At 69.2% G+C, this 13,404-nt stretch carries 12 protein-coding genes and 1 pseudogene; 5 read left to right on the top strand and 8 right to left on the bottom strand.

Annotation, left to right across the window (positions count from 1 at the left end):
* Nucleotides 1-143 precede the first annotated feature (143 nt).
* Nucleotides 144-380, top strand: coding sequence for an AbrB/MazE/SpoVT family DNA-binding domain-containing protein (locus FJ091_00770; GenBank protein ID MBM4381875.1), 237 nt, complete (start codon nt 144-146; stop codon nt 378-380).
* Nucleotides 377-802 (top strand): type II toxin-antitoxin system VapC family toxin, encoded by a 426-nt coding sequence (locus tag FJ091_00765; protein MBM4381874.1) that lies wholly within the window; start codon nt 377-379, stop codon nt 800-802. Before FJ091_00770 ends, FJ091_00765 begins: the two co-directional genes overlap by 4 nt.
* Here FJ091_00765 and FJ091_00760 read toward each other — a convergent pair.
* The 5 genes from FJ091_00760 to FJ091_00740 all read right to left on the bottom strand — a co-directional run bounded on the left by FJ091_00760 (nt 799) and on the right by FJ091_00740 (nt 5,772).
* Nucleotides 799-1,974 (bottom strand): type IV pilus twitching motility protein PilT, encoded by a 1,176-nt coding sequence (locus tag FJ091_00760; protein ID MBM4381873.1) that lies wholly within the window; start codon nt 1,972-1,974, stop codon nt 799-801. The genes FJ091_00765 and FJ091_00760 overlap by 4 nt on opposite strands.
* 199 nt (nt 1,975-2,173) lie before the next feature.
* On the bottom strand, nt 2,174-3,235 hold the full coding sequence (gene recA / locus FJ091_00755) for a recombinase RecA (protein ID MBM4381872.1): 1,062 nt from the start codon (nt 3,233-3,235) through the stop codon (nt 2,174-2,176).
* Nucleotides 3,236-3,257: 22 nt separating this feature from the next.
* The gene (gene thpR, locus FJ091_00750; GenBank protein MBM4381871.1) at nt 3,258-3,890 is read right to left on the bottom strand and encodes an RNA 2',3'-cyclic phosphodiesterase; all 633 of its coding nucleotides are present in this window, start codon (nt 3,888-3,890) and stop codon (nt 3,258-3,260) included.
* Nucleotides 3,887-5,167 carry a competence/damage-inducible protein A gene (locus FJ091_00745; GenBank protein MBM4381870.1) on the bottom strand — a complete coding sequence of 427 codons (1,281 nt, stop codon included), beginning with the start codon at nt 5,165-5,167 and terminating at the stop codon, nt 3,887-3,889. The genes thpR and FJ091_00745 overlap by 4 nt, the downstream gene beginning before the upstream one ends.
* Complete coding sequence (locus FJ091_00740; GenBank protein MBM4381869.1) at nt 5,164-5,772, bottom strand: phosphatidylglycerophosphatase A; 609 nt, start codon at nt 5,770-5,772, stop codon at nt 5,164-5,166. The genes FJ091_00745 and FJ091_00740 overlap by 4 nt, the downstream gene beginning before the upstream one ends.
* Nucleotides 5,773-5,831: 59 nt before the next feature.
* On the opposite strand from FJ091_00740, the gene FJ091_00735 reads away from it, so the two are divergent.
* From FJ091_00735 to mltG, 3 genes are read left to right on the top strand one after another with little or no spacing between them, the layout of a single operon-like run.
* Entirely contained in the window at nt 5,832-7,415 is a 1,584-nt protein-coding gene (locus FJ091_00735; GenBank protein MBM4381868.1) for a HEAT repeat domain-containing protein, read from the top strand.
* 5 nt (nt 7,416-7,420) lie between these two features.
* Complete coding sequence (gene ruvX / locus FJ091_00730) at nt 7,421-7,864, top strand: Holliday junction resolvase RuvX (protein ID MBM4381867.1); 444 nt, start codon at nt 7,421-7,423, stop codon at nt 7,862-7,864.
* Complete coding sequence (gene mltG, locus FJ091_00725; GenBank protein MBM4381866.1) at nt 7,861-8,874, top strand: endolytic transglycosylase MltG; 1,014 nt, start codon at nt 7,861-7,863, stop codon at nt 8,872-8,874. Before ruvX ends, mltG begins: the two co-directional genes overlap by 4 nt.
* A 75-nt stretch (nt 8,875-8,949) precedes the next feature.
* On the opposite strand, the pseudogene FJ091_00720 reads toward mltG, so the two are convergent.
* The 3 genes and pseudogenes from FJ091_00720 to pafA all read right to left on the bottom strand — a co-directional run bounded on the left by FJ091_00720 (nt 8,950) and on the right by pafA (nt 13,403).
* Nucleotides 8,950-10,201: pseudogene (locus FJ091_00720) on the bottom strand (phytanoyl-CoA dioxygenase family protein).
* A gap of 279 nt (nt 10,202-10,480) precedes the next feature.
* A complete protein-coding gene (locus tag FJ091_00715) occupies nt 10,481-11,515 on the bottom strand; it encodes a rod shape-determining protein (protein ID MBM4381865.1) in 1,035 nt (344 codons plus the stop codon).
* A 481-nt stretch (nt 11,516-11,996) separates the two neighbouring features.
* Complete coding sequence (gene pafA / locus FJ091_00710; protein MBM4381864.1) at nt 11,997-13,403, bottom strand: Pup--protein ligase; 1,407 nt, start codon at nt 13,401-13,403, stop codon at nt 11,997-11,999.
* Nucleotide 13,404: the final 1 nt, after the last annotated feature.

The following is a 13,404-nucleotide window of genomic DNA, read 5'->3' as shown; positions in this document are numbered from 1 at the left end:
GAGAGTGAAGGCGCGCAGAGTAACAGGACGACTCCGGGCCGAGGGCCACACGCAGAGCCGGGCGCTCGTGGACGCGCGTTCACGTTGACGCGCCTCGGCGCCGAGTAAGACTTCGCAAATTCCAACCCGGTTCGGAGGCTGCGATGCGCGTTACGGCGAAAGGCCAAGTCACGATCCCGGTCGAAATCCGCGAGAAGCTCGGGCTGCTGCCGAATTGCGAGGTCGAGTTCGAGCTGAGCGGCAACGCCGTTCGCATTCGCCGGGCGCGGCGCGCGAAAAAGTCTTCGCGGGGCCGCTCACTCGTCGAGCGCCTCCGCGGTAGAGGCGGCGTGCGCCTGACGACCGACGAGATTCTTGCGCTGACGCGCGGGCCACGATGAGCGTCGTGCTCGTCGACAGCAGCGTGCTACTCGACGTGCTGACGGAAGACCCTCGCTGGTTCTCGTGGTCCGCGGCTGCTCTCGAGCACTGCGCAAGCGAGGGCGAGCTCGCGATCAACCCCATCGTCTACGCGGAGGTCTCGATCCGCTTCGCACGAATCGAGGAGCTCGATGCCGTGCTGCCCGAGCGCGAGTTTCGTCGCTTGCCGTTGCCGTGGGACGCCGGGTTCCTCGCCGGCAAGGCTTTCGTGAAGTACCGGCGGCGCGTGGGCGCACGCAGCGCGCCGCTGCCGGACTTCTTCATCGGGGCCCACGCCGCGATCTCGCGGCTCTCGCTTCTCACCCGCGATGCGAAGCGCGTACGCGCCTACTTCCCGGATGTCGAACTGATCGCTCCCGGGGTCGCGATGCCCGCCGCCTAGAAGCGCTCCAAGAAATCGTCGCCGGCGCCGCCCTTGCCGCCGCCGCTCTCCTTCTTCTCTTCTTTCTCGCCCTCGAAGTCGTCCCAGGTGCCGTCCGACGTCGAGGCGATGCCCTTGAAGCGCAGCGCGAAGTCGTCGCGATTGGAGACGTGCTTGAGCGCCTCGTCGTAGGTGACGAGCCCGTTCTTCACGTGCGCCATCAGCGACTGGTCGAAGGTCTGCATGCCGTACGACGTGAAGCCCTTCGCGATCGACTCGTGGATCTCCTTCGTGCGGTCCTTGTCGGAGATGCACTCCTTCACGCGCGCGGAGGCGATCATCACCTCGAGCGCGGGCACGCGGCCCTTGCCGTCAGCGCGCGGCACGAGGCGCTGCGAGATCACGGCCTTGAGGATCGAGGCGAGCTGGATGCGCACCTGCTTCTGCTGGTACGGCGGGAACACGGAGATGATGCGGTTGATCGTCTCGGTCGCATCGAGCGTGTGCAGCGTGCTCATCACGAGGTGGCCGGTCTCGGCCGCGGTGAGCGCCGTCTCGATCGTCTCGAAATCACGCATTTCGCCGACGAGGATCACGTCGGGGTCTTGGCGCAGCGCCGCGCGCAGCGCGTTCGAGAAGGTCTGCGTGTCGACGCCGATCTCGCGCTGGTTCACGATCGAGCGGCGATCGCGGATCAGGAACTCGATCGGATCCTCGATCGTCATGATGTGACAGGTTCGGTTGGTGTTGATGTAGTCGATCATCGACGCGAGCGTCGTCGACTTTCCCGAGCCCGTGGTGCCGGTGACGAGAATCAGCCCGCGATGCTCCATCGCGATCTTCTCGATCACCTTCTGCAGGTGGAGCTGCTCCATCGTCTTCACGCCGAACGGAATCACGCGGAACACGCAGCCCGTGGTGCCGCGCTGCTGGAACACGTTGACGCGGAAGCGCCCGAGCCACGCGATGCCGTACGCGAGATCGCACTCGCGCTTCTCCTCGAAGCGCGCGCGCTGCACGTCGTTCATGATCGACGTCGCGATGCGGGTGGTCTCTTCGGGGAGCAGGCGCTCGCCGTTCTTCAGCGGAACCAGGGCGCCATCGACGCGGAACATCGGCGGCAGGCCCGACTTCAGATGGATGTCCGAAGCGCCGCCCTTGAGAGCGACCTTCAGGATCTCGTCGAGGTTCAGAGCCATCGCGTGGGTTCCCTCTCGCTTCGTCCGCATCCAGCCACGGCGTCACGTCCGTTTCGGCGGCGCGAGGGGTTCCCTTGAGGCGGCAAAGGCGCGGCGGCAGGGAGCCAAAGCAGGCGGGAACCGGCCGGATTGGCCAGCCCCGCCTGCGATCCGGGGGGTCTCCCAGATCAGGCAGGCCCGATGGCAGGCGGGCCTACTTCTCCTTGCTCTCCCGGGGCGCGGACGCGGGCACGGGGCGCTTGATGCCCTTCGCGGCATACACGGCCTCCGCGAGCCGGCCGCGCACGTCCACGTTCTCCTTGAGGAAGCGCCGGGCGGCCTCGCGGCCCTGGCCGATGCGCTCCCCGCCGTACGAGAACCACGAGCCGCTCTTCTCCACGATGCCGGCCTCGGTGCCGAGGTCGAGCAGATCGCCCTCGTAGGAGACGCCCTCGTTGTAGAGGATGTCGAACTCTGCCTGCCGGAACGGGGGCGCGACCTTGTTCTTCACCACCTTCACGCGGGTGCGGTTGCCGATCACTTCGTCGCCTTCCTTCAAGGCAGCGATGCGGCGCACGTCGAGGCGCACGGACGAGTAGAACTTGAGCGCGTTGCCGCCGGTCGTGGTCTCGGGGTTGCCGAACATCACGCCGATCTTCATGCGGATCTGGTTGATGAAGATCACCGTGGCCTGCGACTTCGCGACGGTGCCCGTGATCTTGCGCAGCGCCTGGCTCATGAGCCGCGCCTGCAGGCCCATGTGCTGATCGCCCATCTCGCCCTCGATCTCGGCGCGCGGCACGAGCGCCGCCACCGAGTCGATCACGACCAGGTCGACCGCGCCGGAGCGCAGCAGCACGTCCGCGATCTCGAGCGCCTGCTCGCCGGTGTCGGGCTGCGAGACGAGCAGGTCCTCCACCCTCACACCCAGCCGCCGCGCGTAGTTCACGTCGAGCGCGTGCTCGGCGTCGATGAACGCCGCCACGCCGCCGGCTTTCTGCACCTCGGCCACCGCGTGCAGCGTGAGCGTGGTCTTGCCGCTCGACTCGGGGCCGTAGATCTCGACCACGCGCCCGCGCGGGTAGCCGCCGATGCCGAGCGCGACGTCGATGCCCACCGAGCCGGACGAGAAGCTCGGGATCTCCTTGTCCACGGAGTCCTCACCCATCGTGAGGATCGCGCCCTTGCCGAACTGCTTCTCGATCGTGGACACGGCCATGTCGATCGCTTTGCGCTTCGCTTCGCCGGCCTGCTGCTGAACTTCTGCCTTCGCCATTGAGTTGCTCCTTGGTGTTTTCTCAGTTGGAACCGGGTGAGAGCGGAGCCGCGGACGCGCCGAGGGGCAGCGTCGCGAGCGGCGTGTACTGGGCGCCTTCGCGCGCGAGGTCGGTGCGGAACAGCACGACCTCGCGCACTTCGAGTGCGCCGGCGGGCGCGGGCGCATCGAGCTTCGGCGCGCGGCGCGCGCGCACGCGGCCGATCGTGAGGTGCGCGCGGAAGGCGTGCTCCTCGGGCGCCAGGCCGAGCTCGACCGCGACCTTCTCGAGCCGCGCGGCGAGATCCGCGAGCGGGCCCTCCGGTTGCGCCGCGAGCGCGATCACGCGCGGCTGGCGCGCAGACGGGAACGCGAGCGCGGGGCCGAGCGTGAGCACGAACGGCGCGCACGGCGCGAGCGCGTCCTGCGCACGCTCGGCGAGCAGCGCGACGTCGGCGCTCGGCACGTTGCCGAGGAAGCGCAGCGTGAGGTGATACGAGTCCGGCGCAGTCCAGCGCACGCCCTCGCCGCCCACCCGCGCCGCGAGGTCGCGCGCGAGCGCCGCAGTGCTCTCGCGGAGCTGCCCCCCGAGCCCGATCGCGAAGAACGCGCGCACGGCAGCGCCGTTCTTTCGGGCCGACGGCCCGAGCGACTCGCGCTCCCATTGCACGCTCATCGCGTCGCTCCCCGCACGTAGCGCGGCACCAAGCGCGGGAGACCGAGCAGCGAGCGGCGCACCCAGTCGAGCGCGGTTTGCGCCGTGATCACGCGGTGCCGCTCGCGGTCGAACGGGAAGATCATCTGCTCTGCCTCGGTTCCGTCCTTCGACGCGAGCGCGATCCACACGAGACCCACGGGCTTCTCTGGCGTGCCGCCGTCGGGGCCCGAGATGCCTGTCGTGGCGAGTGCGAGGTCGGCGCCGAGCCGCGCGCGGGCGCCTTCCGCCATCGCGCGCGCAACCGGCGCGGACACGGCGCCGTGCTCGCGCAGCAGCGCCTCGGACACGCCCAACAAGTCGCGCTTCGCCTCGTTCGCGTAGGCGACCACGCCGCCGCGGTAGTAGCGCGAGGAGCCGGCCACCGCGGTGAGGCGCGCGCCGATCAGACCGCCGGTGCAGCTCTCGGCGGTCGCGAGCGTGAGGCCGCGCTCCGCGAGCATGCGGCCCACGACCGACTCCATCGTCTCATCGCCGCGCGTGTAGACGAGCGGGCCGAGCTTCGCCTCGATCGCTGCGCTCGCGCGCGCGAGCTTCGCGTCGGCTTCCGGGGCCGTCTTCGCGCGCGCGACGGGGCGCAGGAAGTTGTCGGGAAACGCGGTGCGGAAGCCGAGGATCACGCCCTCCTCGCGGCCGACATCGGCGAGCGTGTCCTCGAGGTTCGACTCGCCGAGCCCGAAGGTGCGCAGCAGCGCCGCGCGCATCACGCCGCGGCTTCCGCCGAGCCGCGCAGCGACGCGCGGCAGCACCTGCTCTTCCATCATGCGATACAGCTCGCGCGGCACTCCGGGCATGCAGAAGAACACGGCGCGCCCGACGTCGAGCATGCAGCCCGGCGCGGTGCCCACCGGATTCGGCAGCACCTCGCAGCCCTCCGGCACGAGCGCCTGCTTCGCGTTGCTCGGCGACATCGCGCGCTGGTTGCGTGCGAAGAACTCCTCGATGCGGCGCAGCGAAGGCTCGTGCTGCACGAGCGCGCGCCCAAACGTCTGCGCGAGCACCTCCACCGTGAGGTCGTCCCGCGTCGGACCGAGGCCGCCCGAGACGAGCACGATCTCGCTGCGATCCGCCGCGCGCAGAAACGCGTCGCGCATGTCGGCGGGGTCGTCGTTCACCGAGGCGTGAAAGCGCGTCTCGACCTCGATGCCGAGCAGCTTCTCGGAGAGAAACGACTTGTTCGAGTCGACGATCTCGCCGCGCAGCAGCTCGTCGCCGATCGTGAGGACCTCGGCCTTCACGCGAGCACCCCGCCCGCGACCAGCGCGGCTACGACCGCAGCCGCGAGCGCGCCTGCGACGAGATCGTCCGCCATCACGCCGAGCCCTCCTTGGAATCGTTTCTCTGCGGCGCCGACCGGCCCCGGTTTCCAGATATCGAACAGCCTGAATGCGACGAATGCGGTCACAAGCGCGAAGAAATTTCCGCGGCTCGCTGCGGGCAACGCGAGCAGCGGCGCGAGCGCGAGCAGCTGGCCCGCGATCTCGTCGATCACGATGCGCGAGTCGTCCTCGCGCCCGAATGCGCGCTGCGCCTCGCCGGCCGCCCAGACTCCGAGCCCCACGCTCGCCCCCCACACGCCGATCACGCCCCAGATCGACTGCGAAAGTAACACGAAAATCGCTGCAGCCAGCAGCGAGCCGAAAGTTCCCGGCGCGAACGGCGCGAAGCCGATGCCGAGCCCCGTCGCGAGCGCGAGCGCAACGAACGCCCGGGGCTGCGCCGGGCGATCTCCACTTTTCGTTTCGATGATGGACTCCGCTTCGGGACCGCGGAGGATTTTCGGGGAGACCGAGTGGGGGAACTCGATCGCGCGAGTTTCTCCGACGGAGAAGCGATGCGTCAAGCGCGCGTCGCAATCTCGCGTCAGAATGCGCGCGGCTTCGCGACGTTTCGGGGGGAACGATGACGCGCACAGCGAGCGCCGCCGCATCTGCGGGCCGAACTGCGCCCGAGCTCGCGGTGCTGCTGCTCGAGCTCGCGAGCATCGTGAAGGCGCGCACGCTGCTCGTGCCGGGCGACCCGAAGCTCACCGCCGCATTCGAGCGCTGCCTGCGCACTTGGCGCAGCGACCTCGCCCGCACGGGCCCCCTCGCGCTGCAAATCGAGGCCGACGGCTTCCGCGAGGAAGGCGCGAGCGGGTTGCTGAAGCACGATCGCCTCAGCGAGATCCTCGGCGAGCTCCGCCTGCGCCAGCTCCGCGTGCTGCGCTTCGACCCCGAGATGGACGGCGACGCGCTCGCAGGCTTCGCCCACCTGCTGACCGACGCGAACGCGCGCGGGCTGCGCGGCGACGCGTTCGTCGAGCGCCTGCGCGCGTGGGTGCCGATCGGCATCGCCGCGGAGCCGGAAGCACCCGCCGCAGCGGAGACACCGCCGCACGTCTCGCCGGTGGCGCAGGCGGCGGCCCCGCCGCCGCAGCCGCAGGCGCTCGCGGATCCCGATTCGGACACCGAGCCGCTCGGCAACGAGCCGGCGCTCTCGCCGCTCGACGAGCTGCTGAGCGAGCTCGACGAGTGCGCGAGCCCGAGCTCCTACATCGACGGCATGCGCCGCGCGGTCACGGAAGCCGAGCGCGCGCGCGACGCGGACGTGATGTTTCGCCTGATCGGCGTGCTCGCCGAGCACGTGGAGACGAAGGAGCAGCGCCTCAGCGAGAGCGCGCGCGGCTTCCTCACGCCGCTCGTGATGGGGCCAGCGCTGAGCGACTTGCTGGAGCGCACCGCACGCGGCAGCGGAACCGAGCAGGTGCGCGCCGCGCAGGTCATCGCGCTCGTGGGCGAGCCCGCGGCCGCGGCGGTGCTCGATCGCATGCCCGCCTACCCCGAGCCGATTCAGCGCGAGCGCATCATTCCGTTGCTGCTCGCGCTCGGCGAGCGCGCTGCCCCGGAGCTGTTGAATCGCCTCGATCGCCCCGATACCGCGATCGCGCGCAGCGCCGCGCACGTGCTCGGCATGCTGCAGCATCCCGCCGCCGTGCCGCGCCTCTCGGACCTCGCGGTCGGCGCTGATCCGGTGCTGCGCGAGGAGGCTGCGCGCGCGCTCGTGCGCATCGGCACGGAGGACGCGGTGGCGGGCCTCGCGCGCGGCCTGCGCAGCGAGCGCAGCGTCGTGATCTCTTCGGTGCAGCACCTCGCCGGAACCGCGAGCCCGAAAGCGGTGGCGCCGCTCGGCCACGCGCTCGAGCGCGCGCTCGAAACGAAGGACATCGAGCTGGCGAAGGAGATCGTGCGCGCGCTCGGCCGCCTCGGGCGGCCCGAAGCGAACGTGATCTTCGGCTCGCTGATGCACCGCAAGGCGGGCCTCACGGGGCGCTGGCTGAAAGACGTGAAGGTGGCCGCGGCGACGGCGCTCTCCAGCGTGCCCGGCGACCAGGCCGTCACGCTGCTGGCCGAGGCACTGCAGTCGCGCGACGAGCCGCTGCGCAAGGCCGCTCAGCGCGCGCTCGATCGCCGCGCCGAGGCGGTCGCGCGCAGCGCGCAGCGCTGACCGCCGTGGTCGTGCTCGGCATCGACCTCGGCTCGAAGCGAATCGGCCTCGCGGTCTCCGATCCCGACGCGCGCATCGCGTTCCCCGCCGGCGCGGTCGAGAGCCGCGGCGCGGCGAAGGACGTCGCTGCGATCGCCGCGCTCGTGAAGGAGCGCGGCGCCGAGTGCGTGGTCGTCGGCCTGCCCATCCACATGAACGGGCGCCGCGGGCCCGAGGCGGAGGCGGCGCAGCGCTTCGCGGCCGAGCTCGCGAAAAAAACTGGCGTGCGCGTCGAGCTTCAGGACGAGCGCTGGACTTCGCGCGAAGCCGAGCGCGCGCTCGGTGAGATGGGACGCACGAGCAAGAAGCGCGAGCGCGGCGAGGTCGACGCGATCGCGGCGACGCTCTTGCTGCGGAGCTTTCTGGAGCGCGGCGGGGCGCAGCCGAAGCGCGACGAGCCTCGCTCGTGAAGCGCGCGCTCGCCGCACTGGCGCTGCTCGTGCTGCTCGGCGCTGCGCTCGCTGTCGTCGTCGCGCAGCGCTGGTGGCGCGAGTCCCTCCGCGCGCCGGGGCGCAGCGAAGCCGCGATCGTCGAGGTGCCGAGCGGCGCCTCGTTTCGCTCCGTCGCCGCGCAGCTCGAAGCGCAGGGCGTGATCCGCGACGCGCGCGCGTTCGGCTGGCTCGCGCGCATCGAGAAGAAAGACGGCGCGCTCAAGGTCGGCGAGTACCAGATCGAGCCCGGGCTCGACGCGCGCGCGGTGCTCGACCTGCTCGTCTCGGGCCGTGTGCGCCTGCACGGCGTCGCGATCCCCGAGGGCCTCACGCTCGTCGAGATCGCGCAGCGCGTCGCCGACGCAGGCTTCGGTTCAGCGAGCGACTACGCCACGCTCGCGCGCGACCCGGCGGTCGCGAAAGAACACGGCGTGCCCGGCGACACGCTCGAGGGCTTCCTGTTTCCCGAGACCTATCGCTTCCCGCGCGGCGCCGGCGCGCGCGAAGTGATCGAGGCGCAGCTCGCGCAGTTCGATCGCGCCTGGGCTGAAGTCGCGCCGCTCGCTCAGAAGCGCGGCATGGCGAAGCGCGACGTCGTGATCCTCGCCTCGCTGATCGAGAAGGAGACGGGCGCGCCCGAGGAGCGCCCGCTGATCTCCGCCGTCTTCCACAACCGACTCGGCAAGCGCATGCGTCTCGAGACCGACCCGTCGGTGATCTACGGCATCCCGAACTTCGACGGCAACCTGCGCCGCATCCACCTCGAAGACGAAACCAACCCGTACAACACCTACCGCATCCCCGCGCTGCCCCCGGGCCCGATCGCCAACCCCGGCCTCGCCTCACTGCGCGCCGCGGTGGAGCCGACACCCGGCGTCGAGTTCCTCTTCTTCGTTGCGCGCGGCGACGGCACGCACGAGTTCACGACGAACTACCGCGACCACGTGAACGCCGTGAACCGCTGGCAGCTGAGGCGCGAGAGGCGTTGAGGGCGCGTTCTCTCGCCGCGCTACGCGCCGTGCGGACGGAGAGCGACGGGAGGCCGCGATCGCCTCGTTCGCGGGTCAGTTTTCTGTCGCGGCTCGACTCGCCGTCCGGCCGCTGGCGTCCGGCCGGAAGAGCGCGTCGTTGTAGTGACAGGCTGCCGGAATCCAATCGAAGGTCTTCGGCTCGGCGAACTTGTAGTAGAGCGCTCGCCGACCGGCGTCCGGTCCGGTCGTTGGCGGCGTCGTGTGCGTGCATGGCATCGCCGAAGTGGAGCGTGAGGTCGCCGGGCTCGGTCTCGAGAGCGACGTCCGGCAAGTTGCCTTCCTCGCCCCAGCCGATCCAATGCTTCGAGTAGCGATGGGAGCCGGCGAGCACCTTGAGCTGGCCGTTCTCGGGATTGGCGCGATCGAGCTGGATGCCTGCCTGGATCAGCGGGCACATCACCTGGTGGCCCCCGATTCCATCGTCCACGTGCCAGCCGAGATCGCCGTTGCCTTTGACGACGTTCGAGTTCTTGATGAAGACCATCGGCCCATCGAGCCGGTCGTCGCAGACGCGGAGCGTCTCGCCGGCGAGCCGCGCAAAACGCGCCAGCCGCGGATCGTGGGAGAGTGCCTGGAGCTCGGGCGAGTGCCGGCCCAGGTAGTTGATTCGCGTCACCACCTCGCGCCCGCTCGCGTCGACGGACCACCACGAGAACGGATCCCCCGGTGTCGTCTTCGACCTCGCGTGCTCGACCTCGCGCCCGAATCGCTCGACCTCGTCGGGGCGGAACACGGCGCGCAGATGCAGATAGCCCGCCACCTCGAAGAAGTGGCGCAGCTCCTCGCGGTCGTCGTCGACCGAGAAGCGGCGGCGCAGGTCGAGCGGCTTGCCGTCGCGGTCGACGAGGGTCTCCCAGACGCGAGGGCCGTAGATCTCGCGCCCCTCGCACAGCGACTGGAGCGCGGGCTCGAAGCGCTGCCAGCCCGCCAGGCTCCCGCGCACGAGCGACGCGCGCCCTGTCATGACGGCACCCGAGGCCGTGACCAGCTGGTGGACGAACTCCGAGAAGACTCGCTCGTCGAGCGCGACGACGGTCTCGGCGGCCGCATCGCCGACGGCGACGCGCAGACCATCGGGCGACGGCAACCAGGTGTACGCCGCGCCAGAGCCGACGCGAAACGCGAGCGGGGCGGCGCCGTCGAGGTCCCGAGCGACGAGGGAGCCGTGGCGCGCGACGAGCGCGGGCAGCCGATCGCGGTGGAAGGCGTCGAACGCAATCGGCTCGAAGGAACGGGCGATGGCCTCGACCCACGGGAGAGCAGAGCCCTCGGCACCGGTCGTCATGGTCGACCTCCCGGCGGCATTAGTATCACGACGCAACGGGATCGCGCCTCTGAGCGTGCGCCGGCCGGCGGTGTACGCGAGGACCTCGTCGTGCGCACCCGCGTCGTCGTTGCGGAACCAGATCAGTTCGGCGCGGAGCAGGGTGTGTGCAGCAAGCCGCGAGCGCCGCGCAGGCGAGAGCCTGATGCGTAACTCGGCGCGCAGCGGGCCGGAGGGCGCGGAGGCGGGCGAAGCACGGGGAATCTGGACGAGGCAGTCCCCGCCCGGGGTCACACGCGCCTACGGAATCGCGACCTCTTTCAGCAGATCCAGGTTGTCCAGCGCTCTGCCAGCGCCGTAGACGACCGCCGTGAACGGATCCTCGCTGCGCAGAATCGGCAGCTTCGTCTCCTGGCGCAGCACGGTGTCGAGATCCTTCAGCATCGAGCCGCCGCCGACGAGCATGATGCCGCGATCGACGATGTCGGCCGCGAGCTCCGGGGGCGTGCGCTCGAGCGTGAGGTGCACGGTCTCGACGATCTGCGCGAGCGGCTCCTGCAGCGCCTCGCGGATCTCTTCGCTGGTGGTGACGACGACCTTCGGGATGCCGGCGACGAGGTCGCGGCCCTTGATCTCCATCGTCTCGGTCTTCGCCGTCGGCGAAGCGGTGCCGATCGCCATCTTCACCGACTCCGCGGTGCGCTCGCCGATCAGCATGTTGTACTTGCGCTTCACGTAGTTGATGACGGCCTCGTCCATCGCGTCGCCGCCGCAGCGGATCGAGCGCGAGCAGACGATGCCGGAGAGCGAGATCACGGCGACGTCCGTGGTGCCGCCGCCGATGTCGACGACCATGTTGCCCGTAGGTGCGGTCACGTCGAGGCCGGCGCCGATCGCCGCGGCCATCGGCTCCTCGATCAAGAACACTTCGCGCGCGCCGGCCGACATCGCGGACTCGCGCACGGCGCGCTTCTCGACGCTGGTGATGCAGGGCGGCACGCAGATCACGATGCGCGGGCGCGCCAGGCGGCGCTTGTTGTTGGCGCGCGCGATGAAGTAGCGGAGCATCGCTTCGGTGATCTCGAAGTCGGCGATCACGCCGTCCTTGATCGGGCGCACCGCGCGAATCGAGCCCGGCGTGCGCCCGAGCATCTCCTTCGCTTCGTGGCCGACCGCGAGCACCTTGTCGCCGCGCCCCGTCGGATCCGACGTCACCGCCACCACGGACGGCTCCGAACAGATGAGACCTTTGCCCTTCGCGTACACGAGCGTGTTCGCCGTGCCGAGATCGATGGCGAGATCGTTCGAGAGCCACCCCATCAGCGAGTCGAGCATGAAATCCTCTCGGAGTGAAGGCGCAGCGCTCCGGCCTCGTTCCGTATCGGCGCGATGCGCCGCGAGTTGAGCGCTCGCTGCTCGCTCAGCGCGACTTTTCTGCCGCCCCACTGCGACCCGCGCCCGCTCACGCACTCCGTCGGTGCGAGCCATCACGCAGCCAGCCGCCACGCTCCGTCGGAGCGCAACCGCGCATGCGCAAGCGATGCACGCAACTTGCGTACGCGTGATGCGCGCGACCAACTCCGCTTCGATGCAACGGCGGAGCCGCTGCAATGGATGCCCGCCTCGGTGAGTCTTTCAACCGCGCGACGCGTTCGCCGAGCCGCCAGATCAACCCCGAAGCCGAACGCTACTCCCAAGCGAGTCGGCCGAGGCCGCAAGCGAAGCGCGCAGCAAACCGCGGAGTCCGCGGAGCGGTTTGCGGAGTCAACGAGGAGAAAAGCGAACCTCGAAGACCGTCAGTACTCGGAATCGCGCATCAGCTCTGAATCACGAGCTTGCTCAACGATGTCTTCCTGAGGTTCGTCTTCTGAATCGTGCGCACGAGCTCGGCGACCTTCTCGGTATCCGTCTCGAACGGGTTGTTACAGATCACGCGCACGTTCAGCAGGTTGCCGAGGCGGATGTTCGACCAGTCGAGGTCGTATTGGATCCCGTTCTGGCGCGCGAGCTTGATGAACTCGCCTCGCATCTTCGCGCGCGTATCCGGCGGCGGCTCGGTCTTCGCCTTGTCCACTTCTTCGTCGGTGAGAATTCGCTCCACCGCGCCCTTGCGCTCCAACAAGTAGTAGAGCCCGCGGTTCATGCGCAGATCGTGGTACTGCAGATCGAGCATGAACACGCGCGGATCGCTCCAGCGCGAGTCGTGGCCCTGGATCCAGTTCTCGATCAGGCGCCGCTTGATCACCCAGTCGATCTGGCGATCGAGCTTGTCGGGGTCGGTGTCGAGGCAGTCGAGCACGTGCTGCCACATCACGACCGACTGCTTCAGCTCGTCGGAGACCGGGTATTGCTCGACGTACTTCTGCGCCATCTCGCAGTACTCGCGCTGAATCTCGATCGGCGAATACTCGCGCCCGTTGTCGAGGCGCAGCTTGCGCTTGCAAGTCGTGTCGTACGAGATGTCCTTGATGGCCTTCACCGGATTGCGCAGGGTGAAGTCCTTGTTGATGTAGTTGTCCTCGATCATCTGGAGCACGACGGCGCACGCGCCGATCTTCAGGAAGTTCGTGTACTCCGACATGTTCGAGTCGCCCACGATCACGTGCAGGCGGCGGAACTTTTCGCGGTCGGCGTGGGGCTCGTCGCGCGTGTTGATGATCGAGCGGTCGTTCGTCGTGGTGCCGCTGATCTTCTGATAGATGTGCTGCGCGCGCTGGCTGACGCAGTAATGCACGCCTTCCTGCGTCTGGAACACCTTGCCCGCGCCGGCGTAGATCTGGCGCGTCACGAGGAACGGGATCAGCTGCTCGGCGAGGTAGTAGAAGTCGACGTCGCGGTCGACGAGGTAGTTCTCGTGGCAGCCGTAGCTGTTGCCGACGAAGTCGGTGTTGTTCTTGAAGATGGAGAGCTTCCCCGCGATGCGCTCCTCGCGGATCTTTTCTTCGGCGTAGTCCTGCAGCTCTTCGAGAATGCGCTCGCCGGCCTTGTCGTACACGATCAGCTGGCGCGGCGACGCGCACTCGGGCGTCGCGTATTCGGGGTGGCAGCCAGTGTCCTGGTAGAAGCGCGCGCCGTTCTCGAGGAAGACGTTGAGGAAGTGCTCGGTGGTGATCAGCTTCTCGAACAGGAAGCGGATCGCCTTCTCGACGGGCAGCGTCTTCCGCCCCTCGGGCGTGAAGATGATTCCGTACTCGGTCTCGACGCCGTAGATGCGCTTTTGCACA

Source organism: Deltaproteobacteria bacterium (assembly GCA_016875395.1).
In the GTDB taxonomy this organism is placed as follows: domain Bacteria; phylum Myxococcota_A; class UBA9160; order UBA9160; family UBA6930; genus VGRF01.
Note: the sequence above shows the minus strand (reverse complement) of the source record. Positions and strands in the feature narration are given on the sequence as shown.